The following is a 25,535-nucleotide window of genomic DNA, read 5'->3' on the forward strand; positions in this document are numbered from 1 at the left end:
AGCCCGGCGGCGCCGCCCACGCAGACCGCGACGTGCAGGACGCCGTTGGGGCGCGCGTCGCCGTACAGGCGGCGCTCGATCGCCGTCGCGGCCCGCCCGAACAGCGCGACCGGGTGACCGGCGCGCGGATCGGCGATCAGCGCGTCGAGCACCACGCCCACCGCGATGCCCACCGCCCGCGACCGCAGGTCCGTCGTCACCGCCGCGCGTGACCGGTGAGACCGGGGCGCCCGTCCAGAACGAGAACTACCCGAAGAGAACATCAGGGGAAGTCATACCAGGTGGGCGCGGAGCGCGTCCTCGTGGGTGTCCAGCCACGCCCCGGCCCGCCGGATGCGCTCGCCCGCCCCGTCGGCCCACATCCGCGCCCAGCCGCCCCCGGTGGCCGCCCGGTCGCGCATCTCCGCGTAGGACCGGTGGAAGCGGATCCTGGCCAGTTCGAGGAGCCGGCGGCGGTCGCGGGGCGGCACGCCGTACGCGTCGCAGAACAGCCGCAGCCGCGCCCCCACGTCCAGCCCTTGCTGGAGCGGGTCGCAGTCCACGGGGTCGGCGATGGGGGCCCAGTGGCGGAGCGTGGTCACGATGTCGAACAACCGTGTCGTCGGCCGTGCCAGATCAAAGTCGATCATCGCATGCGGCGTTCGGTCCCGAAAAATCACGTTATCCGGGGTCAAATCGCAATGCCCGATGACCTCCGGCGGCGCGTCGTCGTTCGACCCGCCCTGCCAGCCGCCCCGGTCCAGCGGAAAGCCGGAGGTCGCGTCATGAAACCTCCGCAGCAGCCCGGCCAGCCCGGCCAGCGCCTCATCCGTGACGGTCGCCGCCCGCAGCCCGGTCGTACCCGGAATGTAGGTGAGCACCTCACGCCCCAGCCCGTCCATCCCCACGACCCGCGGCGCTCCCGCGAAACCCACGGCCTCGAGATGCCGGAGCAGGGCGTGCACGGCGGGCGTGAACGGGCCGACGGGCCTGCGTACGGTGTCACCGACGCGCACCACCCCGTCTGTCACGTCCCCACCCCGCAGCGGGACCTCGTGGAGGAGCGTCGCGACCATGCCACGAGAGCTTAGCCCCACATGCACGCTTCCCGCCTGGCCTTTTCCCCGCTGATCGCCGCCTTGTGAGGCACGCCCACGCCCTGACACGGTGAAATCGTGTGCGTGACACGTCGTCAGATCATGCACAATAAGGCGGGAGCGCCCTTAGCTCAGCTGGATAGAGCACCGGACTTCTAATCCGACGGTCGCAGGTTCGAATCCTGCAGGGCGCGCTTCTCTGGCCAGGAAAAATCATGGTCTGACCTGCGGGAACGCCAGCCGCTCAACTTCTGGCGTGTGCCACCGTGTGCCGGTCGTGGCCCTCGTGTGCCGCCGTTCGCGGACTATACGCGGATTGGTTTTGCCGTCCCCGGCCGCCTTCATGGCGGGGGTGCCGCGGTGACGGCCTCCGCTGCTCGCGTGTCGGACGCACCCGTTCTGGCCGTGGCGCCGTCGAAGGCACTCATCCTGGCGTCTGTGCCGCGCGGCATGCGCCGCGCCTCCGATCAACAGGCGTTCCTGCGCGCTCTGCGTGAAGACCCCGAGGTGCTGGGCCTCCGCTACGACGGGTACGGCAACCTGCTCCGCGTCGCGCAGGTGATCGCCTGGGCAGCCGACTGGAACACCATGTGCTCCCGGCCGACGATCGCCGGGATCTGCGAGCGGACCGGCCTGTCCAAGGCGTCCGTGAAGCGCTGGGTCCGCTGGCTGCGTGAGCACGGCTGGCTCGGCGTCGTCGAGCAGGGCACGACCGTCCGCTTTCGGAAGGGCACGAGCGCGGGCCTGGAAGACGACGGCCTGGGAAACCGCGCGGCCCTCTGGGTGCTGTGCATCCCTCGCGGCATCACGCCTGTTCCACCCGGAGACGCCTCGTCTGACCAGGTAAAACGCGTAAGTGAACCCCCTTCCTTGTCTCTCCCTAAGAGAGACAAGGAAGATCCCACGCGCACGCGCGAGGCCCCCCGCCGTGCCCGCCGAACCCCACGCATCTCGCCGACATGGGGCCTTCACCAATCGCCAGGGACCAAACGAGACAAGCTCAAGGCATGCGAACGGCTCCGGCAGGAGTCCACGACCCTGCGCCGGATGACGGCCTGGTACCTGCGATGGTTGCTAAAGCCCTTCCTCGTCGCTGGCTGGACCGTCGCCGACGTGCTGCACGCGCTCGACGTCCGGGCGGACGGCAGCGCGTGGACATACACGTGGTCGTCGGCGGACGAACTGCGGCATATCCCGGGCTGGGTGCGGCATCGGCTCGCGGCCTGGGTGGACGAGGACGGCCAGGTGCTTCCGTCGCGGTCGCAGCGCCTATCGTCCGCCGCCGATAGGCAGCGTGCTGAGCAGGAGAAGCGCAGGCGTGAGAGCCTGTCGGCGGCGGACGCCACCGGCGTCGGGTTGGTGGAGGAATCGCGGGCGAGCCGTGCGCAAGCGCTGGCGCCGCCGCCCTTGGCGGATCCGGCTCAGCGGTCCGATCCGAACGAGGCGTTCCGGGCGGCGCGTGCGGAGTTGGAGCGGCGTCGAGCGGAGCGCGAGGCGGAGATCGCGGCGGCGCTGGCGAGGAGGCGGCGGTGAACCAGGCGGAGGGACTGGAGATGCTTCGCGCGGTGCTTCGGCAGACATCGCCCCGGGCCGCTGCTGTGATGCGCGAGCGTGAACGGGAGCGGGCTCGCCGGCGGGAGGCAGCGCGGGATCCGGGTCGGTGGAGGTTGGCGGACGTCGCAGCGGCTGAGGCGATTGAGCAGGCGTCCGTCCAGCGTTAGCCGGTAGCGCAGCAGGCCGAGGGCAGTGCCGATGCGGAGGAGCGCAGGCGTGAGGTTGCATTGGCCCAGGCCAGGGTGCGTGCTCGGGCGGAACGGGCATCGCGACAAAGTGGCGAATCTGCAGAGTAAAGACCTCGATGCGGGACGCTCGCTACGAAACGCGCATAAGGCGTGTCATGGTCCACGCTGACGGACTTTCAGACCGTCATCGGCCTTAGCGGTACACGAGATGTCCTTAGCGTCTCAGAAGCGACTTCACTGCACCTGAACTGCACGGACATGCACATGTGACAACTCCTATTAGATAGGTATACGAACGTGTGCTGATTCTGCTAGCATCGTCACAGCATCAACCAAGATCGAACACGTTCTGACCAGCCGAAACACGAAGGAAGAACGGCATGAGCCGCACCACGGAGACCGACCAGGCCCGCCCGATCGACCGGCAGGCCCTCAACCGCATCCTCGACGCCATGCAGGGCATCTCCGCCCACGCCATCCACTCCACCATCCCGGCCGAGGGGCGTCCCTCCATCCGTATCGCCTTCCCCGGCGTCACCCTCGACCGGCACGAGCTCGCGACCCTGTTCATCGACACCGCCGCGAAGGTCGAGGGAGACGAGTTCGCTATCGACCTGGGCCGCCACGTGTTCGGATGTGACCACGACGAGGCTCACCTGTGGCTGCCGAACACGGGCTTCACTGACGAGTTGTCGCGCGTCCATCCCGGCGTCATCTCCGGGCCGGCCGACATTGCGGCCGACGCCAGCGCCGCCGACGCCGACAAGGAGGACGTGCTCGACGCCATCGCCTGGTCCATCACATCCGCGCTCGACACACATCACCCCTTCATCCCGTTCGGAGCCTGCCGCGACAAGGCGCGGGAGGTCCTGGGCAGGGTCTTCGACGAGGGTGCCCACGAGCCGACATATCCCGGGCTCGACTGGGTCGGCATCGACGGCCACATCAGCCGCGCCGTAGAGGGTGGCCTGTTCAATGGCCACCTGTATGAGCGGGACGGGCGGGCGACCGCCACCGTAAAGAGCGGACGCATCATCTCCACGCGAGCCGCGAAGCTGATCTGGCCGGACGCCTCCGCGCCCGCCCCTCAGGCCCCGGGTTCCCGCGACCACGCCCTCCACGTCGCCTTCAATGAGGTAATCGAGCGGGCGCAGGGCTGGGTCAAAGCGAACACTGCCACGACCTCGACGGGCTCACGTACGACGACCTCACCGCCGAGGAGAGCACGGCGCTGCTCGCCCACCTTGCCGCCTAGCCGATTCCGTAAGCGGTACCGATAACAGAATGCGCAGCCCCGCCCACCGGCGAGGCTGCGCCTTACCCGGAAGGAATCACGATGCTTGACCAGATCCCCGGCACCGTTCAGGTCACCAAAGCCTGCCTGGCCGCCCGCGGCGGCACCATCACCAAGGCCCTCGACGCCATCGCGTGGACGGACACCGCGCACCAGCCCGGCCCCTGGTCCGATGGCTTCTACCGCAACACCCGCGACAGCGTCCGCGACTACGCCGCGCACATCTACGACATGCTCGACGGCTACCACCCCGACGTCGAGTTCGACGACCTGCGTCCCGAGCACCACGACGAGTGCATCCGCTCCGTGGCCGCAAGCTTCGATGAACCCGGCGACGAGCGGCTCTGCCCGATCAAGCTGGCCGATCACCTGCTCGACGGACTGCGCAAGGCGGCCGCGCTGCGCGTGGAAGCCGGGGAGCACCTCAGCCGCACGTACTCGGACCTGAAGGTTGCGCTGGTGTCGCTGCTGCGCACCCAGTCTGTCGGCGTGAAGCTGGCCCAGGAGGCCATCGACCACGCGCTCACCACCGGCACCGGCACCGGCACCGGCATCCACCAGGCCGTCGAAGAGATGGACGGTCAGCTGTGAGCGGCGCGACGACGGCCGCCAGGCGTACCGGGCTGGCCGACTAAATCCTGGACGCGCTCCGTGCCGCCAACCACAGCGATGAACGCTTCATCTGCCAGCAGGACGGGGTGTACGGGGACCTGTACGAAGCCCTCGTCAAGCTGCTGTGCGGCATCGGCTGGACCCGGGAGCAGGTGAGCGCGGCGATCGTGCACGCCGATCTCGACGGCGAATGCACTATGGCCGACGCACTCTTCGCCTGCCATGGGGTGGGCCAGTGAGCTGGCCGAGCAGGTCCGCGACCGGATCGCGGATCTGTTCGACGCTCAGCCCGACTACGGGCCACAGCTCATGGACGCCGACTGGGACGGCGAGGCCGGCCGCATCATCGCCTGGGAGTGCGGGCCGGACGGCTGGACGTACGTCGTCTCCTTCGGGGGTGCGCTCGAGTACGGCCCTGAGGCGCCCGAGCTATGTCTGCCCGCGGGCGTGTGGATCGACCGCAGCAACCACTACAGCGTGCGGGTGCTTCCGCTTCCCTGGCCAGAAGGTCAGCCTTTGAAGATCGTCACCCCGACTCCTGTGCCAGGCCACGACCTGGTCCCGCTGCCCGGTCAGGCGTTCCTCCGGCCCGACCACTCGTTCATCTGCGGCTGCGGCAACATCGCCGAGACTGGCGGGTTCCATCCCTGCACCGAGACCGGCGAACTGCTCGCCAACGAGACCTACACCAACGGTGAGGAGAACCTCGCCTAGCGGGGGGACTGCTGGTGCGGTGGCTGCGCAGAGATCGTCATCGACGCCCGCGAGCTGACGTCCCCACGTCTGACGGCGAAGGCCGGACCCACGCCACATGGGTCCGGCCACCTATCACCAGCCAGTTCCACACGCCAATGAAGAACCAGAGGTTTCCCACAGTAACGCACCAGGAGGTGCAACACATGTTCGATGACGACTTCGGCGCCGAGGAGGAGGCGATCGAGACGGCCCGACGCGACGCCGACCTGGAACAGGTCGAGCTGGGCGCCGCTGGCGACGCCCTGTACGCCGCCTGCGACGAGATGGGTATTTGCCTGCACGGCGTCGTGTTCAGCCACCGCGTCGACGGCGGAGACGACTACGAGGTGTTCTCCGACGCCGACCCGGGCCTGTGACCGGGCCAGACGACGGAATCACCTGGGATCGGCCGCGGGCGTACGAACATGGGCCGTGCATGGCGGTCGGCTGCAATGACCCGTGCGTGGCCGCCGTGGTGATCATTGACGGACACCGGTACCGGCTGTGCGCGGCTGACGCCACCGACATCCCTAGTTTCACCCCCAACCTGCTCGAAGGGAGCACCCCATGATGGTGGATCACGATCTGCCGTACGGCTTGGAGGATCACGCCGCCCTGGCGGCCGAGGATGACGTCGCGGCGACCATGTCAGGGTTCCGCCCGAACCGGGCCGCCCAGCAGATCATCGACAAGCTGCGGCTGTCCGGTTTCACCGTCAAGGTGCCTGACGCCCTGCACGGGACCGCGTGGGACCTGACTCTGGACAAGCCCGGCATCCCATGGTTCGGCGTTCTGTACGTGTCCAAGTGGAAGGGGCGAGCGCTACGGATCTCCGTCACGTGGCACCCTGCCGGATAGCCGGACAGGGAACGCCGGATGGAGGGCGCCCGAAATATCCGGGCACGCATCAACCAGGTAACCCCTGGGGCTGGGCGATCGAGGATGCCTCACTAGCTCGTCGCCGGCGGCGACAAGACGGTGGACGCTTACCTGCCAAGCTCGGGCCACCTACCCCCATCCCTTAACAGGAGAAATTCCGTAATCAGTACCGCTGACGAAGTGGCTTGAGCCTGCCGAAGGCTCAAGCCACTTCGCGTATCACCTGAGAAAGGACATCCGCGCGATGACCAGCACCGATGACCGCATGACCCCTGAAGAACTCGCCGCATGGCAGGCCCGGAAGGACGCTGGACGTGCCACCGCGAAGAGCATCGAAGTTCAGGTCGCCGCGGCGATGGCCGCCAACCCCGAGGTGATCGACGGGTTCAGGCTGTTCTGTGCGCGCATGGACGTCTACTCCATCCGCAACGCCATGCGGATCTTCGGCCAGAACCCCAAGGCCACGCACGTGCAGCCGCGCTTCTTCTGGGGCGGCTACGGCCGCGCCATCGCGGAGCCCGAGGCCGCCATCTGGATCATGGCTCCCAAGGTGGAGCGGAAGCACACCAAGGAGGTGGAGAGCCCGAAGACCGGCGAGGCCGAGACCGTCGAAGAGTCGTACAAGTTCTGGCCGGTCGAGGAGGTGTTCCCCGCCTCCGCCACCGTGCCGAAGAACGGACCGTGCCCGTTCTGCGACACGGGGGAGGGCCAGCTCTGCCCCGACACGTGCCCGGTGATGCAGCCGCAGGACGGCCGCATCCCGTCCCGGGAAGACGTGACCGAGGCGCTGCGCAAGGTGCTCAAGCAGATTGGAGGGTTCGATGCCAGCGTACTCGCCGCGCTCGGCGATGACCCGCTGGGCGAGTACAGCGACGGCGTCACCTGGGGCACAGTCACGCTGACAAAGGGCGCCGCCCAGGGGCGCAAGCCGAAGACTCGCAGGTATCGATTCGTGCACACCGTGGACATGAGCCGGCCGGGCGTCCGCTACGCCATCGCCGGGCTTGGCGTCATCTGGATCGGCCCCTACGAGTTGGCCCGAGAGGGCGAGCCCGCCCTCCAGGTCCAGTATGGCGACAACGTGACCCGCGCGTGGGAGCTGTCCCACGCCCACACCTGGGACAGCTCCCGCACTGTGGCCGGCCCGCACGCCCCGATCCTAAACGGGGTGGAGTTTGCGTCCACCAGCATCATCTACCCCACCACGAGCTGGGACTACTTCAGCCCCTGGCGTGCGGGCCGAGCCCGCGTCCCGGAGACGACCGCTCAGCAGATGGGCCAGATCGTCCGGCAGCTCTTGGAGCACTACCACGCCCTTCCGGAGGCCGACGAGCTGGACAAGGAAGGGGCGCGCCGCCGGGCCAGGCGGCGCGCGCGTGAGGCCCAAGAGGAGGTCAACCGACTGGCCGAGCAGGAGGCCCGCCTTGCGAGCCAGCGGGCCGGGGCCGAGCAGCGCGTCGCCGAGAACCGTGCCCTGGCCGAGCAGTGACTGGCGCTGAAGAAGTGCAAGTGGTGCGACGACGCCGCCCGCGCCGTCAAACGACCCTGGCACGCGATGACGGTTTGGTCGCGCTGACCATTCTCACGATCCCGTCCGGATTACCCCACCGGGTCAACCGGGCTCACCTCGAAGATGTCAGCACTGGCGGGATCGGCGACACAGGCGTCAGGGACTTTCAAACCAGCAGGCGGATGCGCTTTCCAATCAACGAATCCTCCCACGATCCTTACTGCGGCTCCTTCCAAAAGAGGAGAGCCGTTGTCGGGCAGGCGCACGCCGCGCTTGTCTTCTTGGCTAACGGGACGTGTCCCTGGCGGCCATAGGAGAACCACCGGACGTTCCGCCTGCTGTGCCCGCCTGACGGTGAGGCATTTGGTTGATGCGCTGTAGGTCAGTTCGCCCGTGAGGAGCGCTTGCATCGCAGGGCCGGACCCGTCATGGAGGAGGATCCGCGGGTCTTGCCCTTCAACGGTTATGCGGTCCTGACCTTCGACGGTTGTGTGATCGGGCTGCGGTCCGCCGGACGTGCCAGTGCATCCGGCTGTGACGGCAATGACGGCGGCCAGAGTCGCGCGCAGTAAGCTCGTATGGATCTGCTCCTTCACGTCCCCTCCTCGGGCGGACGCGCGTCCGGAGCCTGGCTCGAAGCTTCCGGACGCGCGTGCACGTTGATCTCTAGTGCAACTGTGGCGCCATCTTAGGTCCCTGGCGGAGCCGTCCACACCTTCCAGGCCGCGCCGAGGGCAGAGGGAATGAGATAGGCGGGAGTGAAGCACGAGTTGGCACCGCACAGGCCCATGGTTATCCCCCAGGCAGTATTTCCCTTGTACCACGGGCCTCCACTATCACCCGCAATGCTGATTTGGCGGTCCATGACAATGAGCCCACGCGCGTCCGGGTATGATAGGCCGATCTGGGAAATATTTGCGCACTTCGCTACGCGCGTGGACATGCCGAAGGCGCATATGTTCTGGCCTTTGGCTGGGCTAGTCCCGACGTAGTAGGCGTACCGCGCGTTGTTCCAGTCGTAGTAGAACGTCCTCGTCAAAACGAAATCGCCGCGAGTCCACGATGCGACGTCATAGCTCGAGGAACCACTGGCGTAGTCACTCAGCGTCTTGCCTAGATGCACGTTATGGTTGGCGTAGAGTGCGCCGCCTGTGCCGCAGTGCTGGGCAGTTGTCGTTCTGCGCTGGTCGGGGTCGTTGGGTTGGTTTTGGTTGATAATGTTGAACCCAGTTGTGCAGCCGCCGAGAAGGCCGCCGCCCCTCATATAGCTGTCTTGCGGAGTGACGAGGTCGTTCTCGGTAAGGCGCAGGCGAACACTGATCTTCTTGTTGGCTGGTTGCGCTGGCTGCAACTGTGCCGATACGGCCCGCTGCCCGGTAGCGTCCCTAGGCATGCCGCGAGGCTTGACAGTGATCGTGACGACGCCGGTGTCAGTGTCGTAGCCGCCGGAGAGGGTCTCCACGAGGTCGCGTCGCGCACTCACCTGGGCAAATGCTGCATCCCGCGCCTGCTCCAGGTCTTTTTCCGAGAATCCCTTGCTGCCCACCAGTTCGACGGTTACCGGCAGCGTTTTGGCCAGCTCTATCGCGTCGGCGGGAATCTCGCCCTTGAACCCGATTTGCGCTCTGCGTCCATCATCGAGGACGGCGAGGCCGGAGAGCTCAGCGGGGTAACGCACTTCGAGCTTGGCGCCGACTTCGTTCAGGCGCGGTTGCCAGGCGATCGTTTCGATAGCCTCTTCAAGGGTGATCTTGTTGCCTTCGGCGGCGACCTTCAGGTCGGTCAACTCACTCACCCATAGATCGTCGATCTTCATTTCGGGCTCTACGACCGCTGGATCCACTCCGTCTTCCTTGGCTCGCGCGGTGACGCTCGGATTCGTAGCTACTGCGTGAGCCACATGGGCGTCGATCGCGTCAGCGAGAGTCATGTTCCGCTGCTTGGCGGTGCGTTTGATCGCCTCCAGCGTGGGGCGCTGCGGGACAGACTGTGAACCCCGGGGGAGCACGACAATCGTTGGGTCGTCGTCCGTGGCTGTGGCCGACGCTTGGGATGGAGCAGCGAGGGTAGATGTGACCAGTGATGCGAGTGCGACCGTGATAAGTATTTTGCCCCTGGCCGGTAAATGCATCGAACCTCCGCACGATCTTGACAGGATGTCTTGATCATCATCAAGGTCTGAGACGACCCGTGCAAGAGACCAGTAGGCGGCCGAGATGACTCTGTGATCTGGTAACGCCACCGGTCGATTTCATCGAAACGCGGAGGTGTCCTGGCGAGCCGTTTGAGCGTCTACAACACGGAGGCCGTGTTCGTGACCAGCCAGACCTCAAACCGTAGTGGACCTCATCGTTGCGCAGAACTATCGCATCGCGATCGACGAGGCATGCAAGCGGGCTGCACTGGATGGTGCGCACCCGGAGGTGGCCTCGACGTGGCGTCCCCGCCCCAACTGTCGAAGTAGGAGGTGACGCCCACAGCTGTTCAAGATTCACTGCTTGACCAACTCCGTTAGCGGCAACGCTAACGACCATCTACGCTGCCGATCAGCAACAACGATCAGGGGAGAATCCATGGACACCGGGAAGAACATCAAGACGAAGAGCGACATCATCTACGCCGTCATCGACCGGGCTGGAGCGCCCAGCCGTCGGATTGCCGAGCGGTATGTGAGCGGCGTGCTCGACTACATCCAGGAGCAGGTCGCGGACGGGAACACGGTGAAGATCACTGGGTGGGGCAAGTTCGAGCCCATTAAGCAGGCGGGGCGTGACGCCCGCAACCCGCAGACAGGCGAGCGGGTGCCCGTCGAGGCCAAGTGGGTCGTCAAGTTCCGGCCTGGCACGGAGTTCAAGCGGCAAGTGGCTGCGCGCCAGGCTTAGCTCTCATCTACTTCGCCAAGGGGGTCGCACCCATCATGGGTGCGGCCCGCGTCGTGTCTTACTACGCCGCCGCAGAACCACGACAAGCACCAGACACGCTTGCTGCGCGAGCCGTAGCGTACGGCTACGCGCCCCATTTCAAGGGAGGGGACGATGGACTCCATCGCTGAAGGAAGGGCCCAGGCAAGGCGCGTTGAGGCCGCCTACGCTGCCTGGGCGGACAGGCTTGGGGTGAAGCGATCCAAATGCACCGTCTGTCTGTGCTCGTTGTTCGGGAAGCGGTGCTGCCAGGTTAGCTACGGCGTTAGTGGCTACGGCAGTGGACGCAGTGATCACTGCCGGAGGATGTGCCAGGATGACGACTACGGCAACTGGGACCACGGCCGCCTGTGGATCAAGGACGGCCGGCCAGTCATCGCCACCGCCGAGGTCTACAACCATCAGTTCGCTCCAGAGGCTGCCAGCGGCTACGTGCAGCGCTTGGAGCCGGGACGCCTCGCCGTCATCATCGGCAGCCGCACTGGTCCGCATTCGATGTGGAATCCCCGTGCCTGCACGCCGATCCTCGTGGTCAACCTGACCCATTCAGCGGGACGAGACCTTGCGGCATTGCTCGTTGCGATGGACGCGAACGCCACGATCATCGGCTACGAGCTGGAGGAGCCACCGCCTGGCCTTAACGCCGAGCCTTCAGAAGACGACGTTAAGGCTCCCTCGACGCCCCTCGATGCCCTGCTCGCCATGGCGGGAGTGAAGGTGAAGCCTCCGTATGCCGCTTGGAAGAAGGGGAAGATGCGCCGATTCCTGGACGGCAAGGGCGAGCACCACCCGACCCACATCCTTGTCAAGGTCACCAATGGCCGTATGTGGTGGGACCTCGACGACCGGGCCCGAGCGCTCATCGGCGACGACATGGTGGCCTGGAATGCGAAGGGATACCGGACGATCCGGACAGGCTGCGTGAGCCGACTGATCGAAGGATTCAGCGACCAGCTCGACCGGCTGGAATTTCGCCGACTGCCTGACCCTCCTGCGACGTGAGAAGCGCGCTGCTGTTAGCGGCGATATTGTGACATCCGGGAGATGGCGGGATCGGTGAGCACGCAGAGGCCGCTCCTGGCGAGCGGGTGCGGCCTCTCGATCTCTCATCACAGAGATGGGGGAGATGATACCCCGGGCTCCTGAGGCTCCTTCGGTCGCGGGATTCCCAAGTCGTCGAAGTAGGCATTCAGCACATCAGAGATGAACGGCCGGCCGCCCAGGTCTTCCCGCAGACAACCCTCGACGAGACGCGCCCGCGTGTTCCTGGTCAGCCGCACCATGATCAGCTTGCCGCCGCTCATGTTGTTCTTCTTGGGAGCTGGGATCTTCAGTTCGGCGTCCTCGGGCATCTCCTGCGGGATGCCGAGCGTGTCGCAGTAGGCGTTGATGGCTTCTTCCCAGATGTCCCTGACGCCCCTGCCTGTGCGATCGTGAGCCTTCGTCATGCGGGAGTTCGTGGCGTCGTCCAGGCGGGTGCCGGTGTTGTGGAGAGTGGTCCACGTTGCCACGCGGCCGCGGGTGGGCGCGGCGGTGCGTCGCGGCGTCAGCGGTGCCGCTGACGGATTTTCCGAACGATTGGCCTCGTGGAACTCGACTTGCGAAGGTTCCGGTTTCTTGCGGGGCATGGCGTGTGCTTCCGGGACGTGGCGTTGGTTGGCTGGTGCTGATGTCACAGTATTGCTTCGTGGCGCGTTTGTCGCATGCTGTAAGAACGTCAAGTACGCGTCCGGGACGGCATCGGGCCCGCGGCGCGGCCGCTGAAGGATCCACTCCGCTCCGGTCGTCCAGATTGTGAAGGTGTACGTACAACCCGAGAAACGCCCCGCCTTCGAATGAAGTGGGGCGTTTCCCTGCGTAGGTCGGTTCTCTATCTCACCAGGCGCAGTGACGGGGAGACAGGTGCCGTCGTCTGAGCACCGCCCCTCAGCGGCGTCGGAGTAAGCCCGAACACATGCTTATTCATTTCCTCTGCGGTGATGTGTAGAGCATCCGCTATCTGCGTGTGCGAGACGCCTTCCGCCCGCAGCGCCGCAAACACCTTGGTCATGAGTTGGGAAGACTCCCGCTTGATCCCCCCCGGCTCTTCTCGGCGATACCCCATCCGGGACAGGTTCGTCGACAATGCTCGGTAGCCCCACTCCGTCACCAGGTTGAGCTCGTGGAGACGGTAGGTCAGCGCCATGGCCGAGACCTTCCAGACGGATTTTGCCGCTAGAACCCGGTCGACAGTGGCGTTGTTGAGTCGCTTGGCGAGCACCGCTGTGGCCGGCATAAGGAGGGCCGACGCGAACTGCTGAGCCTGCTGCTCGGCCTCCCTGCCATGCGGGATCTCGTGCTGGGGATGCAAAACTAGGTGCGCCAGCTCGTGCGCGCCGTCGAAGCGGCCTCGCTCACCTGATTTCCTCGTGTTGAGGATCACGTACGGTGTGCCCTTCCAGTAAAAGGAAAAGGCGTCGACTTCCAGGCATTCCTCGGCCAGGGAGAACACGCGAACACCGTGCATCTCAAGGAGATGCACCATGTTGCCGATCGGAGCGACACCGAGGTTCCACAGTGCGCGCACCCGCTCGGCGGCCCACTCCGGATCTCGTCCTGGCAAGCTGGGGACGTCCGGGGCGGGCAGGCGAAACCGCTCTTCCATCCACTCGTTGACCATGATGGCCATGCGGGCTGCGGCGAGGGCGGTGTCGCGCTGACCAGCCGTGAGCTTACTCGGCGCCCGGAAGCTTACCGCTTCCAGCGGGATTTCTTCGATCTCTTCGGCCGTCAAGAATGCGACTGGCATCTCTAGTGCCCTGGCCAGAGTCTCAAGAGCGGCAGTAGTGAGTTGTTCTCTTCCGTTCTCGTAGTCGGACAGGGTGCGGGTGCTGATGCCGCTGACCTGCTCAAGCTTGACCAGGGTCATCCCCCGGCGCTTGCGGGCCAGTTTCAGCCTTGATGGTGTGAATGAGTGCTTGTTCATGGTGCGCCTTGCACCCTACCGGGCGTCAGCGGCGCTCTACGGCCACGTCGAAGCTCTGGCCGTCGTCGTCGCCGGACTGGTCTGCGCTGGTCGGCACGTTCTCGAGGAGATACGGCGGTATGAGGATCCGTTCCCGCCAGCGGTCCACGTAACCGTTCCTCGTCATCGAGGCCGGGAGGGACAGCTCTACCGCGATGCTGTCCAGCCCGACGTAGTACAGCAGGATCCAGGTCGCCCGGGGCGCCTTCTTGGTCGCAGCGCGCAGCTTGCGCCCGATCTCAGCATTGACCACGAACAACGCCAGTTGCTCGTTGTCCTCTACTACCTTGTGGTAGGTCGTGCCCTTGGCGTACCTGGTGGTTGGCGCTTCCCCGGTCTCGCTGCCCGTCTGCCGGTCGCCGGTGGTAGCGACGATCGCGAACTCGCCACCCGGGTGGATCGTCACTGGCAGCCCGCTCGGGTTGTCGTACGTCCACTCGTGGCGGCTCATGCGGATGCGGAAGTGCTCATTGGTGCGCCCCCACCTCGCCATTCCTGGCATCACGAGCGGCGCCGCCTCAGACCATGATTTTGCTTCACCCTGGCCGGCCTCGAGACTGGCGTGGATGTCGTCGGCCGTCAGCCCCAGTTGGCCAAGCCGGTTCACTGCTGCTTGTTCTTTGAAGACAACCTGTTGCACAGGCACCTCTCACGTCTCGGCTTCGCGAAATCCTCCCTCATTCGAGGTGGAAAAACAAGAAGATCCCGCGAGTGTCGTGGGCCAGATATAGAGCGGGTTATTGATCATGCAACGCAATGAAGCCCTGGCCTCTCTCATGAGGGGTCGTGCTCTCCGTCACGTGCAAGACGATCGGCCTGCGTGCCGTAACTGAGCCGCACCGTTGCTGCGCTCTTCTCGACGCTCCCCCGCACGTCCTCGATCAACGCGCCGCTGAGCGAAGCCGCTGAGGTAGATTGCTGCCGCGATCGAATCTGCATGTATCGCGCGAGGGGGCCCCAGTCGGGTCACTGACCGGTTGGGGGCCTCCTGCTTGTGCCCGGCTCCCGAGGGACTATGGCGGCAACACACCCGGGAGCCAGGCTGTCTAGGGCGATGTCACTGATCTCATGCCTTGCAGCTCGACCACCTGGGGCGTGGCCAGCGCGAAGCGGTGGTGCTGGTAGTCAGCGACGAACACGTTGCGCGTAGTCGACACGAGAGTGCGAAGGACACCGGGGCGGTACAGGTGGGCCAGAACCCCGGCCGGTCTGACTCCTGCCACGGTGCAGAGGCTGACCCCTGGAGCCATTCCTCCATCGCCTTGGGGATGCAGTCCCAGCACGTCGGCGGCGCGTGGGTGCGTCCGGTCTTCAGGCCGGTGCGTTCGAAAGCGGTCTCCGGTAGCAGCCAAGGGACAAGGTCAGTTCGAGTGTCGGTCGCAGGACGGGCGCATACCTGGCACAGCAGCTTGTCCATGCATAGCCACTGCCGATGCACATGCAACGTCCGTATGCGTTCTGGGCCGCGACGGGCCGGGTTGTGGCGTAGCTCGCGGATTCTGGCGCGCAGGATGCCGCGTTCCCAAGCCTTCGCCGATGGGGCTTTGACCCAGTCGCTGGGCTTGGAGTCCTGGTAAGCCAGGCGCAGCTTGCCCGCGTACGGCTCGAACCCGATTGGATCGGTCACCAGTTCGTTGGAGTAGGCGATCACGTAGGGGATGACGGTGTAACCCGGCTTCGGACCAGGTAGCCGTGAATCGGGTGATTCGTATGCAGCAGGAGTTCGCGAGGCCGTGCGTTGCATACGCTCACAGTAATAGGGGCTGTTCCAATCGGTATAGAGATTGTTCTATATCATACAAAGGCATGTAGTCGCTGATGGAAGCATGTACTGGCACATCTAGCGTTCGGGCGTGCTCAATCCTCGCGGGCCCGTGCCGCTCTACCGTCAGCTCGCCGACGTGCTGCGCAAGCAGATCGACGAAGGTGAGCTGCAGCCAGGCGCGCTCATGCCGTCCGAGGCCGATCTGATGTCGGAGTTTGGCGTTGCGCGGATCACCGCCAGGAACGCGATTCGGGAGCTGCGCGCGGCAGGCGTCATCTACACGATCAGGGGTGAAGGCTCGTTTGTCGGCCCGGAGAAGGCGCCGCGTGAGGTGCGCTCAGGCTGGGTGTTCCAGACGATCTCCAACGACCTGGCGGCGAAAGTCGAGGCCGGCGACTTCGAGCACGACATGCCGCTGCCGTCCGAGACCCAGCTTGCCCAGCAGTACGACGTCGCCAAGGGCACGGTACGGCGGGCACTGGCTCTGCTGCGAGAGCGCGGCATTGTCTACACCGTCGCAGGGCGTGGCACGTACCCCCGAACTCCTTCTCAATAGGTCTACTCCCGTGCATGATCGCGGTACCGTGGGTGCGTGATCGACCCTCGTGAGGACAGCGCGAGCGCGGACACTCCGGGCCGGCGCGTCGCTGCGGCGGTCAGCGACGGTATCAAGACGCAGCGATGGAAGCCGGGCGAACAGTTGCCGACTGAGCCCGAGATGCAAGCTGAGTACGGCGTCGGCCGGTCTGCTGTGCGCTCCGCGCTGCGACAGCTTCGTGAGCAGGGCACGGTCGTGACAGTGCCCTGCGTCGGCACGTTCGTCGCCGACCGGCGTGCCAAGGCGAAGCCACCGATGCCCGCCTCGCAGCGGCTCGTTGCCGACATCCGCGAGCAGATCACGTCCGGCCGCTTGAAGCCGGGAGATCAGCTCCCGCGCGAAAGTGAGCTGATCGACACCTACGGGGTGTCGTCCGCGCTCATCCGCTCAAGTCTTCGGACCCTGCGCGAGGAAGGGCTGATCTACTCGCGCGGCCGCGAGGGGCGGTTCGTCGGCCCCAGGAGCGCGCCGCGCCGGCGGCCGCCCACGCTGACGGAGAGGGTGGCGGCCGCGGTGGCCGAGCGCATTCAGGCGGGGGAGTTCGGGCCGGACGAGATGCTGCCGTCCGAAGCGGAGCTGGAGCGGCAGTACGCGGTGTCGAAGCTGACAGTGCGGGCCGCAGCGGCACTGCTGCGCGAGCAAGGCTGGGCCTACACCGTGCCTCACCGCGGCACGTTCGTAGCCCCACGGGATAGGTGGCCGCAGCCGACGTCCACGGCACGCGCATGAGGAAAGATCACGTGTCGGACATTGTCGCCCTCCAGCCTGATCAAGGCCGGGAGAATCCCGGCATGGCCGACACGTCAGTGCCCGAGCGGATCAGCCCCCCGATCCGGTTACTGCAACTCGGGCAGACCCTGCAAGGGTTACGCGAGCAAGCCGGACTGACCGGTCAGCAGGTCGCCGAACGGACCGGCATCACCTCCTCGGCGTTGTCGCGGCTGGAACGCGGCCAGAACCGGTACGCCACCGCGGGTGACGTGCACACGCTGCTCAACCTGTACGGCGCGGAGCCGGACAGGCGGCAGGAGTGCCTTCGCCTAGTGACCACCGCCCGCATTACTCCGTACTGGGCCGAGCATCGGCGCGGCTTGGGCGGCCTCGTCGAGTACGTCGCGTACGAGACCGAAGCCGAGCTAATCCGCTACTGGCACCCGGTGCTCGTCCCCGGTCTTCTGCAGACAGAAGAGTACGCGTGGGCCGTTCTCACTGCGCTCCGCTTCGACGACGACCCGTCGGTGGTGGCCCTCAAGGTCCGTGCCCGGCTCGCCCGGCAGTGGATCACCCGCTGCCCTACACCGGCACAGGTGCATGCGATCGTTGCCGAAGGAGCGCTGCGGCAGCCGATCGGTGGCCCCGAAGTGCTGCGCGGCCAGCTCGACCGGCTCGCTCAGGAGGCGTTGATGCCGCACATCACTGTGCAGGTCCTGCCGAATTCCGTCGGCGCCCATCCGGGCATGTCCGGTGGGTTCGTGCTGCTCAGCCTCCCGAGTATGGGGGATGCACTGTTCGTAGAGTCGGGTGGTGGCGGCATAATCGACCGCGACGAGCAGCGGGTGGAGGACAGTGGGCGGGTGTTCGGACGTCTGAGCGATATGGCGCTGTCGCCCGACGAATCCGCCCAGCTCATTTCGGACATCGCAAGGAGCTGATAGTGCTGATGGAGATCTGGGTGACGGCGTCCGAGTCGGGCGGCTGCGTCGAGGTAGCCCGCGCCGCTGACGGCGGTGTGCGGGTCCGCAACAGCCGCGACCGTGAGGGGCCAGTCCTAGTTTTCACGTCGGCGGAGTGGCGGGACTTCGTCAACGGTGTCCGCCGGCGGCGAGTGTTCGACCTGCCGGAGTGGCACGTCAGCGGTGTAGAGGCGTGACGCTGTCGTAGCCGCGTAGGTACGCCTGCTCGAGTCGCGGCCGGGGGACTGGCCGCCAGACAGCGTAGGCAGAGCCCGCTGCGGCGAGCGTCATCATTGCGGCCACGATCAGTGACAGCATCGGGCGGTTTGTGTCAGCGAAATTGACCAGAAATAGGACAATTCCGGCGGCGTGGATGACCGCTACCGTCAAGACGCGGCCCTTTCGATCCATCGCACCCCCCTCTGAGTTCGGCGGCCGAATTCCGGTTCGACGCCAACGATATACGCGCTCGGGATTCTCGCGATATGCCATGAACCTCGGGTGATGCGAGATCGTTACGGCTTGATCCCTTGCGGGTTGTCCGACACATGGCATGTCATAGTCCGGCCAAACCGAAACTCTAGACATGCCATGACAAAAACCTTTACACATATCACTCCTGGCTCGCGGCAGGCGTTTGCCCGGTAGTCAACATATTCCCGCTAGACACAAGGAGTGATCATGACGTTCCACCCCCACCCCCGGAAGATCGGGCTCATATGCGCAGCGGCGATCCTCGCGGTGAGCAGCCACACCGCGGGCGCGTCCGCCCAGGACGACCCCAACCCGACGCCGACCACCTCCGAAGCGGCCCAGGTCAGCGACAGCACCCACACCCCCAAGCCGACTGCTTCCAGCGACCCCGCATCTCCGCAGGGCGACCACGGCGGCTGGTGACCAGCAACGCGGTGACGACCATGCTCCCCAGACGATCGCTCGCAGACGCGGCCACCGTCATCGTCGGCCTCATCGCGTCGGTGGCGATCCTGCTGACCACGACGGCACCGCTCACCGGCGTTACTGTGCTGCTCGTACTCGTGTGGCTCGGTATCCCCATCCACGCCGGAACACGATTGCTCGCGGCAGTCTTGTATGCCCGAGCTGAGCGGTCTGCGTATCGTCTGGGGGCTGATCACGCCCGCTACAGAATGCATGTCGCCTTCAACATGGAAGAACGACAAGACGTAGGACGAAGATCGTGAACCTACTTAGGATGAGCAGACTGGACGAGCGCGTCTACCGGCAGCTTGCGGAGCACGGCGAAACCCCCATTGTGCTCCTCCAGCGACGCTTGGAACTCGGCGAGGAAGTCGTCGAAGCGGTCGAGCGGCTGCGGGCCCTCGGCTATGTCGTCGGGAACCCGCCCGACGCGCGCCGGCCCGATCAGATCTTCCAGGGACATATCCGCGCCCACGAGGCGGAGCTGTTCGCGACCCGCGCCCGCGTCGGCGAACTCCAGGAACTCTACGACCGCGCCTCCAGGCCGGCCGCCCGCGGCCCGGTCGCGCTGCTGACGTCGCGCACGCAGCTAAAGGAGGCGATGGACGACCTGGAGCTCAACGCCGAGCGGGAGCTGATGAAGTTCATCACCGCGCCGTACAGCCGACTGGGGGAAGTCCACGCTCCCGATGATCGGGCACGGCGCGACAGTGCTGGAACGCTCCGAATCCCCCGGCGGCGGGTCATCATCGAGCAGACTGTTGTGGACGACGACAAGGCGTTGGACGGCATCCGCAATGCGCTGCTGCTGCCGAACAGCGAGAGCCGGATCGCGGTCAATCTGCCGTACAAGCTGATCATCGCGGACGGGGAACGGGCGCTCGTGCCAGCCTACCCGCGTGACCATCCGGACAAGCTGTCCACACACCTCATCCAGGGCGGCAACGAGATCATCGCCCACACCATGGTGTTCGAGCAGTGCTGGGCGATGGCCACGCCCCTCAGCGCGGATTCCAGCCGCTTCAGCACCGAACTCAGTGCGGAAGACCGGCAGATCCTGCAACTGCTGATCGGCGGCGCGACCAACGAGTCGATCGCGCGGCTGCTGGACGTTCATGTCCGCACGGTGGGGCGACGGTTGACCGAACTGCGTGAGCGGGCCGGCGTGACGTCTCGAGCGGCCCTGATTTCGCATGCGGCGCGAGAGTGGATGCTCTGACCACCCCACGGGAGCGGGTGGTCAGCGGGCGCGCAGCATATCGATCTGCTGCTTGGTCGACTTCAGCAGCAAGTCCATCTGCTGGAGAAGGAACGTCTTCATTCGCTCCCGCTCGTCGTCGGTGGCGCCGGGCAGAGCACGAATCTCTTGCAGCCGCTCCTGGAGCTCGCGCTGCACCGTCTCCGGCGTCAGAGACAGGTCGAGGCCGGCCAGCCCGTCTTCTTGGCTGCGCTTGGCGATGATGTCGCGCAGTAGCTCGGCGGCCTCGGGCGCGCCGTCCTCGGCCAGCTCGTCGCTGGTGGCGCCGACGACGTAGGCCATCCAGGCGAGGTCGATGTCGGAGATGGTCTCGACCTTGCCGCCCTCGATGCGGCCCCACTTCATGTCGCTGATTGTGTATGGGGCGACGTCGTTGAATCGGCGGACGGCGGCTCGGACGGACAGCTCGCGCTGGAGCGTGTCGGTTCGCTTGCGTCGCCGGATGATGACGGCGACGCCGGGGGCAATGCTGGGCACAGGGGGCCCCTTCGGCGTTGTGGCGTTGGCGTTGTGGCGTGGCGTTGCAACAGTATCAACATGCATGTCGCGTCGCCCAGAGTGCGCGAAAAGTCGATCACGATACGCGACAGCGATGTCACGCGAAGGATAAGTTACAACTGTTGCAACTTAGATAGACATATGCATCAGCGAGCGATATTGTCGTCGTGTCGCGAGATGTACCGACAAGATCATTTAGTCGCGTGAACGCACCATCACCAGCACGAACGGAGCTCAATGCCTGTCTTCGATGAAGTCGTCTGGACAAAGCCAGCGCCACGCCACGGCGCCCCAGACCTCTCACGCATCGCCGATCAGCTCCGTGCCAAACCGGGTGAGATAGCGATCATCGCGGAGTTTCCCGCCGAGATCGCCAGCGGCAGCGCGGAGGCTGCACGCCTCCGCAACGCCGTCAACAACGGTCGATTGGGGTTCGACGACCTCTCGGGACCATTTCGCGCCAGCACCCGAACCGTCACCGAACACGACGGGAGCAAGTGCGTCCGCGTCTTCGCTGTCTTTGCCAACGCCAATCCCGTTAGCGGTACCGCTGACGAAAAGGAGAACCGTTGACTGTCATCACCTTCACCCGTGAGCAGCGCATCGCCCACCTGGCCATGGACGCCGCCGAACACCGGCTCTGCGGCATCGGAGTCCTCTCTCGCCACCGGCTGATTCAAGCGCTGATCGACGACACCGCCGAAGCCGACCGGCTCATCAACTCGGTCACCGAGCAGATCGAGAACAACCCCGTCTATCTAGTCACGATCGCCATCCTGGACAACCCGGTCGCCCTGGCTGCCGCCAGCGCCACCGACCTGGCCGACAAGCTGACCACCTTCCTGGCCCTGTACAAAGAGCTGCCGTGCAAGGTCGAAATCGACCTGGAGCAGGGCGACGGCCACGTCTACCCGCAGACGGGCGGCACCATCGCCATCTCCGTTCGTGAGATCGCGCCCACCTACACCGTCACCTGGATGACGAAGTGGGGGCAGCGGACCCGGCTGGACATCACCCGCAGCCTCTTCGACCGGAGGCTCGGCAAGAACCTCGGGCACCGGGCCGCACTCCCGTCCGGCGACGACCACCGGGTATGGGACATCGCCGTCCACGACAAGCACAACAGCGACGTCACCAACACGTTCGAGGTTCTCACCGGTGTCCGCAAGCCGGCCGACCGGGTGCCCTTCGCCGAAGCCCACATCGCGCTCGGCAGCGACACCGAGACGGTCATCCGCCACCTCGACGGCCTCGTCCAGCGGCACCCGCACCTGTGGGAGAGCTCGGCGCACGGCCTCTACCGCGTCTACCGGTACAAGGCCGCCGGCTACAGCGGCAGCATGATCGAGATCTGGAGCCAAGACCGCGGGCTGGTTGCGCTGTTCATCTCGCCGCTGGCGAAGGCGGTCCACCGCATCAACTGCATCGCGCTCAGCCTGCCGCTAACCACCACGCCGGACGCGGTCGATCGCCTGATCCGCGTTGCGCGGGGCTTCGCCGACTCCCCGCGCCGCGTCCTCCGCGAGTGGGCCGCCGGAGAGGTGACCGCGTGAAGCGGCTGTTCCCGTTCCCGGTCGACGATGAGATAGCAGGCATGCTCCGCGCGATCTCTGCGGACCACCCGAGCGACCCGGTGTTCCGGACGCGGCACCGGCCGCCGTGGCGCGACCCCGCCAACCCGGCTGAGCAGGCCATGACCCCCTTCGATGAGTGGCTCTACCACCGCGAGCAGAAAGACCTGAACTGATGCAGGGAGAGATCAAGAAGGGCGACCGGCTGAAGGTCACCATCCTCGACTGCTACGCCGAGGCGGTTTCCACGACGTCGCGCGGCAGATTCCTTCACCTGGGCTTCTGGGATCAGGACGGCCGCCTGAACGTGGGCCCGCTCCCTCTGTCGTCCGACCACCTCAAGATCGAGGCTCTGACTCCGCACACCTGGCCGCCCTGCAGGGGCGATGTGTGGGAGGACGGGCACGGCGTGAAGTGGTTCGGCGTCTGTCCCATAGACGAGAACAAGGTGACCCTGTTCAGCGTCCGAGGCAGCTATCCCGCTAGCGGAGTCGACGAGCTGCTCCTGACAAATGGCCCGTGGCGGCTGGTCTACCGCGACGAAGCTGAACCGCCGTTCTGATGACCACACTCACGACACCCACCGGCTGTTTCATCGGCCGGTGGGTCTCCGGAAGCCCCGAGTGGCACGCAGCGCGTCGGCACCGCATCGGCGGATCCGACGTCGCTGCGATAGTCGGCCTATCGAAGTGGCAGTCCAAGTACAGCCTGTGGTGCGAGAAGGCCGGGCTCATCGAGCCCGACCCGCAGACCGGCGACCAGACCCGCGGCCACATCCTGGAGCCCAGCGTGGCCAACTGGTTCGCGTACGAGCACCCGGAGTACGAGGTCGTCGAGGCCGGGACGTACGTGCACGTCGACCCGGACCGGGATTGGCAGCTCTGCAACCCTGACCGGTTGCTCGTCCAGGACGGGCGTGTGGTCTGCGGGCTGGAGCTCAAGACCGACGCCGACGGCCGCGAGTGGGGTTCCTCGGGCACCGCAGAGATCCCGTTCTACTACCTCACTCAGGTCCGCTGGTATATGGACGTGCTCGGCCTGCCCGAGTGGCGAGTCGCCGTGCTCATCGGCCGCGGCCTGGAGTTCCGCGAGTACATCATCCTCCCCGACGAGGCCGACGCCGAGTGGATGCGCAGGCAGGCCGAGGAATTTCAACTGTCGATCGCGTGGGACGAGATGCCGCCTGTGGACGGCCACAAGGCGACCGTCAAGGCCCTCCACAAGCGGCACCCGCTCATCGAGCCGAACACCATCTACGACATCTCCGACGAACAGGCCGCTCGATGGTTCCCCGTCCTCGCGAAGGAGAAGCAAGCAGCCGCCGCAGCGTCAGCGGCCAAGAAGGACGCGATGCAGGTCCGTGCCGAGCTGCTGGAGGCGATGGGCACCACCGCCCACGCCCGCTACGGCCGGATGAAGGTCGCACGCCGCCAGTCCAAGCAGGGCGGCGCCCCGCACCTGGTCGTCGAAACCGACCTTCCCACGTTTCCCGAGCTGCAAGGAGCCGCAGCATGACGTCAACTACCCCCAACCTGCCCGCCATCGCGACCTGGCCGGTTCCCGACCGCGTCCGCTACTCCGAGGAACTGGCCAAGGCGGGACTTCTGCCGGACGCCTACCGGCGCCAGCCGTCGAACGTCCTGTACGCGATCGAGTGGGGCATCGCGCTCAACATCGAGCCGATGGTCGCCATCGTCGAGGTCCATGTCATCAAGGGCAAGCCGACCGCATCGGCGGGCCTGATGTCGGCACTGGTGCGCCGTGCCGGTCACAAGCTGCGCACGTGGGTGGACCACGACGAGCAGGGCAACCCCGTCAAGGCCGTCACCACAATCATCCGTGCCGACGACTCCGACTTCGAGTTCCGCTCCGAATGGACCATGCAGCGGGCTGCCCGGGCCGGGCTGGTCAAGCAGAACGAGAACTACGGCAAGTACACCGAGCAGATGCTGAAGGCGCGCAGCGTGGGCGAGTGCGCCCGGGACGCGTGCAAGGAAGCGCTGCTCGGCTTCACGTACGTGCCCGAGGAGCTCGGCGCGCAGATGAACGAGGACGGCTCGTACGTCGTCACCGGCGCCACGGTGCAGGCGGGCGCGTCAGTCCGGGAGGCCGCCGCGGCTGCCCAGGAGGCGGCCGGCGTGGTCATGGCCAACAGCAAGAAGCTGAAGGACCTGGCCGACCTGATGGACGCCAAGGGCGTGAAGGACAAGCTCGGCTACATCAGGGAAATGTTCCCCGACCACGAGTTCAACTCGGCCCACGACCTCACCGCCGCGCAGGCTGACCAGGTGATCAATGCCCTCAACCGGGGCGTGAACCTGCCCGCCCAGCAGGACGCCCCCGACGAGGCGCAGAACAACAGCGCGCCCGCCAGCGAACCGGCCGCCCCGGCCCCAGCCGGCGAGCAGTCCGCGGCCGTCGACAAGGAGGATCCGGTCGAGGCCGACATCGTCGAGGACGAGCCCGCCGACCCCAAGGACCTGCGCGACCTCGGCATCCTCATGATGGAGCTAGGGATCACCCCGCACACCGGAAGGGGCTCCACGAAGCTGAATGACGAGGCCCGGTTCGCCTGGCTGTCGAAGTTCCTGGGTGTCAAAGTCGAGGGCTCGACGAAGAACCTGACTCGCGACCAGGCGCAGCGTGCCCTCGCCGAGCTGAAGCGGCTCCAGGTCGAACGGGCTAAGCGGCGGTCCGGCCTGTACAAGCTGATCAACGAGTCGTTCAACCGGCTCGGCATCACCAACGCCGAGGACCGCTTCCGTGACATCTCGGACCTGCTCGGCCGGACGGTCATGAAGGCGGACGACCTCGCGTTCGACGAGGTGGAGACGGTGTCCGATCTGCTGGAGCAGGCGCTTGACACCGAGACGCCCCGGCCGACCTGGGACACGATGATCGACGCCGCCAAGAAGGCGAACCAGGCTCAGACGAAGGGCCAGGCGGACCAGGCGGGCCAGGTAGAGCAGCAGAGCGGCGGCTTCTGATGGCCTCCACGGAGATCGCCATCCGCCACGTGGTGACGTTCCGGGAACCGACCTTCTGCGACCGAATCGAGGTACCGCTCGTACGGCCGTTGCCGAAGAACACCCTCGACCCGCGCTACGTGACCTGCTGGGACCACCGGACCGCGGGCGACTGCCGCGAGGCCGAACTGGCCGAGGACATCCACGAGCTTCGGTGGGAGCGGGACCACATGCTTCGCGTAATGCGCTAGGAGCTGGCCGGACACGCGACCCACGCCTGGACCGAGGACAACCAGACCGACGAGGTTGCCGCGTGCAAGCGCACCGGCTGCCGGATGGTCCGCCGCATGGACCTCTACTCCATCGGCGGCCACGCCGTCGTCCAGCGCGCCGAGCGCGGCTACACCCGATAACCCCTGTCCGGGCGTCTGCTGCCAGCGCGAGGACCGGGCGCCCGGACGGTTCCAACTTCTCAACCCCTTCCGCAAGGACTC

33 protein-coding genes and 1 tRNA gene are annotated in these 25,535 nt (G+C 66.0%); 25 read left to right on the forward strand and 9 right to left on the reverse strand.

The genetic code is table 11. From position 1 onward, the window contains the following. The coding region (locus DQW85_RS42650) for a cobalamin biosynthesis protein (protein WP_338043459.1) at positions 1-200 on the reverse strand (200 nt) is incomplete at its 3' end. Positions 201-272: 72 nt separating this feature from the next. Further along, on the reverse strand, positions 273-1,055 hold the full coding sequence (locus DQW85_RS42655; RefSeq protein WP_113705430.1) for a phosphotransferase: 783 nt from the start codon (positions 1,053-1,055) through the stop codon (positions 273-275). 141 nt (positions 1,056-1,196) lie between these two features. Here DQW85_RS42655 and DQW85_RS42660 point away from each other — a divergent pair. From DQW85_RS42660 to DQW85_RS42700, 9 genes are all read left to right on the forward strand, one after another. Further along, positions 1,197-1,270, forward strand: a tRNA-Arg gene (locus DQW85_RS42660). A 94-nt stretch (positions 1,271-1,364) separates the two neighbouring features. Beyond that, positions 1,365-2,609: a helix-turn-helix domain-containing protein gene (locus DQW85_RS42665; RefSeq protein WP_162795839.1), complete on the forward strand. Its 1,245-nt coding sequence runs from the start codon at positions 1,365-1,367 to the stop codon at positions 2,607-2,609. Between the two features lie 589 nt (positions 2,610-3,198). Continuing rightward, on the forward strand, positions 3,199-4,098 hold the full coding sequence (locus tag DQW85_RS42675) for a hypothetical protein (RefSeq protein ID WP_113705433.1): 900 nt from the start codon (positions 3,199-3,201) through the stop codon (positions 4,096-4,098). 56 nt (positions 4,099-4,154) lie between these two features. After that, positions 4,155-4,703 (forward strand): hypothetical protein, encoded by a 549-nt coding sequence (locus tag DQW85_RS42680; RefSeq protein ID WP_113705434.1) that lies wholly within the window; start codon positions 4,155-4,157, stop codon positions 4,701-4,703. Positions 4,704-4,810: 107 nt separating this feature from the next. Then, positions 4,811-4,963, forward strand: coding sequence for a hypothetical protein (locus tag DQW85_RS45325; protein ID WP_162795840.1), 153 nt, complete (start codon positions 4,811-4,813; stop codon positions 4,961-4,963). Continuing rightward, on the forward strand, positions 4,947-5,438 hold the full coding sequence (locus DQW85_RS42685) for a hypothetical protein (RefSeq protein WP_113705435.1): 492 nt from the start codon (positions 4,947-4,949) through the stop codon (positions 5,436-5,438). Before DQW85_RS45325 ends, DQW85_RS42685 begins: the two co-directional genes overlap by 17 nt. Before the next feature lie 185 nt (positions 5,439-5,623). Beyond that, positions 5,624-5,836, forward strand: a complete 213-nt coding sequence (locus tag DQW85_RS42690) for a hypothetical protein (RefSeq protein ID WP_113705436.1) — start codon at positions 5,624-5,626, stop codon at positions 5,834-5,836. Between the two features lie 190 nt (positions 5,837-6,026). After that, entirely contained in the window at positions 6,027-6,317 is a 291-nt protein-coding gene (locus DQW85_RS42695; RefSeq protein ID WP_113705437.1) for a hypothetical protein, read from the forward strand. Between the two features lie 265 nt (positions 6,318-6,582). Beyond that, positions 6,583-7,827, forward strand: coding sequence for a hypothetical protein (locus tag DQW85_RS42700; protein WP_113705438.1), 1,245 nt, complete (start codon positions 6,583-6,585; stop codon positions 7,825-7,827). Positions 7,828-7,937: 110 nt separating this feature from the next. Here DQW85_RS42700 and DQW85_RS45330 read toward each other — a convergent pair whose 3' ends face one another. Both DQW85_RS45330 and DQW85_RS42705 read right to left on the reverse strand, forming a co-directional pair. Further along, positions 7,938-8,444 (reverse strand): hypothetical protein, encoded by a 507-nt coding sequence (locus DQW85_RS45330; protein WP_162795841.1) that lies wholly within the window; start codon positions 8,442-8,444, stop codon positions 7,938-7,940. Between the two features lie 92 nt (positions 8,445-8,536). Continuing rightward, positions 8,537-9,778, reverse strand: coding sequence for a chymotrypsin family serine protease (locus DQW85_RS42705; protein ID WP_162795842.1), 1,242 nt, complete (start codon positions 9,776-9,778; stop codon positions 8,537-8,539). Positions 9,779-10,421: 643 nt separating this feature from the next. On the opposite strand from DQW85_RS42705, the gene DQW85_RS42710 reads away from it, so the two are divergent. Together DQW85_RS42710 and DQW85_RS42715 are read left to right on the forward strand one after the other, a co-directional pair. Next, positions 10,422-10,730 (forward strand): HU family DNA-binding protein, encoded by a 309-nt coding sequence (locus DQW85_RS42710; RefSeq protein WP_113705440.1) that lies wholly within the window; start codon positions 10,422-10,424, stop codon positions 10,728-10,730. Positions 10,731-11,075: 345 nt separating this feature from the next. Beyond that, positions 11,076-11,771, forward strand: coding sequence for a hypothetical protein (locus tag DQW85_RS42715; protein WP_113705441.1), 696 nt, complete (start codon positions 11,076-11,078; stop codon positions 11,769-11,771). Between the two features lie 107 nt (positions 11,772-11,878). Here the strand turns inward: DQW85_RS42715 and DQW85_RS42720 are convergent, their stop codons facing one another. The 4 genes from DQW85_RS42720 to DQW85_RS45335 form a co-directional block, all read right to left on the reverse strand. Further along, positions 11,879-12,397: a hypothetical protein gene (locus DQW85_RS42720; protein ID WP_113705442.1), complete on the reverse strand. Its 519-nt coding sequence runs from the start codon at positions 12,395-12,397 to the stop codon at positions 11,879-11,881. A gap of 242 nt (positions 12,398-12,639) precedes the next feature. Beyond that, positions 12,640-13,734, reverse strand: a complete 1,095-nt coding sequence (locus DQW85_RS42725) for a helix-turn-helix domain-containing protein (protein ID WP_113705443.1) — start codon at positions 13,732-13,734, stop codon at positions 12,640-12,642. 25 nt (positions 13,735-13,759) lie between these two features. After that, positions 13,760-14,413: a hypothetical protein gene (locus DQW85_RS42730; protein ID WP_162795843.1), complete on the reverse strand. Its 654-nt coding sequence runs from the start codon at positions 14,411-14,413 to the stop codon at positions 13,760-13,762. 406 nt (positions 14,414-14,819) lie between these two features. After that, positions 14,820-14,996: a hypothetical protein gene (locus tag DQW85_RS45335; RefSeq protein WP_162795844.1), complete on the reverse strand. Its 177-nt coding sequence runs from the start codon at positions 14,994-14,996 to the stop codon at positions 14,820-14,822. 630 nt (positions 14,997-15,626) lie between these two features. On the opposite strand from DQW85_RS45335, the gene DQW85_RS42735 reads away from it, so the two are divergent. From DQW85_RS42735 to DQW85_RS42760, 7 genes are all read left to right on the forward strand, one after another. Continuing rightward, a complete protein-coding gene (locus tag DQW85_RS42735) occupies positions 15,627-16,094 on the forward strand; it encodes a GntR family transcriptional regulator (protein ID WP_240197792.1) in 468 nt (155 codons plus the stop codon). Positions 16,095-16,130: 36 nt separating this feature from the next. Next, a complete protein-coding gene (locus tag DQW85_RS42740) occupies positions 16,131-16,865 on the forward strand; it encodes a winged helix-turn-helix domain-containing protein (RefSeq protein WP_113705445.1) in 735 nt (244 codons plus the stop codon). 11 nt (positions 16,866-16,876) lie between these two features. After that, a complete protein-coding gene (locus DQW85_RS42745) occupies positions 16,877-17,788 on the forward strand; it encodes a helix-turn-helix domain-containing protein (RefSeq protein WP_162795845.1) in 912 nt (303 codons plus the stop codon). Between the two features lie 8 nt (positions 17,789-17,796). Beyond that, positions 17,797-18,006 carry a DUF397 domain-containing protein gene (locus DQW85_RS42750; protein ID WP_113705474.1) on the forward strand — a complete coding sequence of 70 codons (210 nt, stop codon included), beginning with the start codon at positions 17,797-17,799 and terminating at the stop codon, positions 18,004-18,006. Positions 18,007-18,490: 484 nt separating this feature from the next. After that, positions 18,491-18,706 (forward strand): hypothetical protein, encoded by a 216-nt coding sequence (locus DQW85_RS45340; RefSeq protein ID WP_162795846.1) that lies wholly within the window; start codon positions 18,491-18,493, stop codon positions 18,704-18,706. Beyond that, positions 18,703-19,011 carry a hypothetical protein gene (locus DQW85_RS45345; RefSeq protein WP_162795847.1) on the forward strand — a complete coding sequence of 103 codons (309 nt, stop codon included), beginning with the start codon at positions 18,703-18,705 and terminating at the stop codon, positions 19,009-19,011. The genes DQW85_RS45340 and DQW85_RS45345 overlap by 4 nt, the downstream gene beginning before the upstream one ends. Before the next feature lie 11 nt (positions 19,012-19,022). Next, positions 19,023-19,967 (forward strand): helix-turn-helix transcriptional regulator, encoded by a 945-nt coding sequence (locus DQW85_RS42760; RefSeq protein WP_113705448.1) that lies wholly within the window; start codon positions 19,023-19,025, stop codon positions 19,965-19,967. 21 nt (positions 19,968-19,988) lie between these two features. On the opposite strand, the gene DQW85_RS42765 is transcribed toward DQW85_RS42760, so the two are convergent. After that, a complete protein-coding gene (locus DQW85_RS42765) occupies positions 19,989-20,483 on the reverse strand; it encodes a hypothetical protein (RefSeq protein WP_113705449.1) in 495 nt (164 codons plus the stop codon). A gap of 258 nt (positions 20,484-20,741) precedes the next feature. Here DQW85_RS42765 and DQW85_RS45350 point away from each other — a divergent pair, with 258 nt between their 5' ends. The 7 genes from DQW85_RS45350 to DQW85_RS42795 are packed head-to-tail and all read left to right on the forward strand — an operon-like array spanning position 20,742 to position 25,292. Further along, a complete protein-coding gene (locus DQW85_RS45350; RefSeq protein ID WP_162795848.1) occupies positions 20,742-21,077 on the forward strand; it encodes a hypothetical protein in 336 nt (111 codons plus the stop codon). Beyond that, positions 21,074-22,057, forward strand: coding sequence for a hypothetical protein (locus tag DQW85_RS42770; RefSeq protein ID WP_113705450.1), 984 nt, complete (start codon positions 21,074-21,076; stop codon positions 22,055-22,057). The genes DQW85_RS45350 and DQW85_RS42770 overlap by 4 nt, the downstream gene beginning before the upstream one ends. Beyond that, entirely contained in the window at positions 22,054-22,251 is a 198-nt protein-coding gene (locus DQW85_RS42775) for a hypothetical protein (RefSeq protein ID WP_113705451.1), read from the forward strand. Before DQW85_RS42770 ends, DQW85_RS42775 begins: the two co-directional genes overlap by 4 nt. Next, positions 22,251-22,637 carry a hypothetical protein gene (locus DQW85_RS42780; protein ID WP_113705452.1) on the forward strand — a complete coding sequence of 129 codons (387 nt, stop codon included), beginning with the start codon at positions 22,251-22,253 and terminating at the stop codon, positions 22,635-22,637. The genes DQW85_RS42775 and DQW85_RS42780 overlap by 1 nt, the downstream gene beginning before the upstream one ends. Further along, a complete protein-coding gene (locus tag DQW85_RS42785; protein ID WP_113705453.1) occupies positions 22,637-23,590 on the forward strand; it encodes a YqaJ viral recombinase family nuclease in 954 nt (317 codons plus the stop codon). Before DQW85_RS42780 ends, DQW85_RS42785 begins: the two co-directional genes overlap by 1 nt. Beyond that, positions 23,587-25,062, forward strand: coding sequence for a hypothetical protein (locus tag DQW85_RS42790; protein ID WP_113705454.1), 1,476 nt, complete (start codon positions 23,587-23,589; stop codon positions 25,060-25,062). The genes DQW85_RS42785 and DQW85_RS42790 overlap by 4 nt, the downstream gene beginning before the upstream one ends. Next, positions 25,062-25,292: a hypothetical protein gene (locus DQW85_RS42795; RefSeq protein ID WP_113705455.1), complete on the forward strand. Its 231-nt coding sequence runs from the start codon at positions 25,062-25,064 to the stop codon at positions 25,290-25,292. The genes DQW85_RS42790 and DQW85_RS42795 overlap by 1 nt, the downstream gene beginning before the upstream one ends. Positions 25,293-25,535 lie beyond the last annotated feature (243 nt).

The organism is Nonomuraea lactucae (genome assembly GCF_003313395.1).
In the GTDB taxonomy this organism is placed as follows: domain Bacteria; phylum Actinomycetota; class Actinomycetes; order Streptosporangiales; family Streptosporangiaceae; genus Nonomuraea; species Nonomuraea lactucae.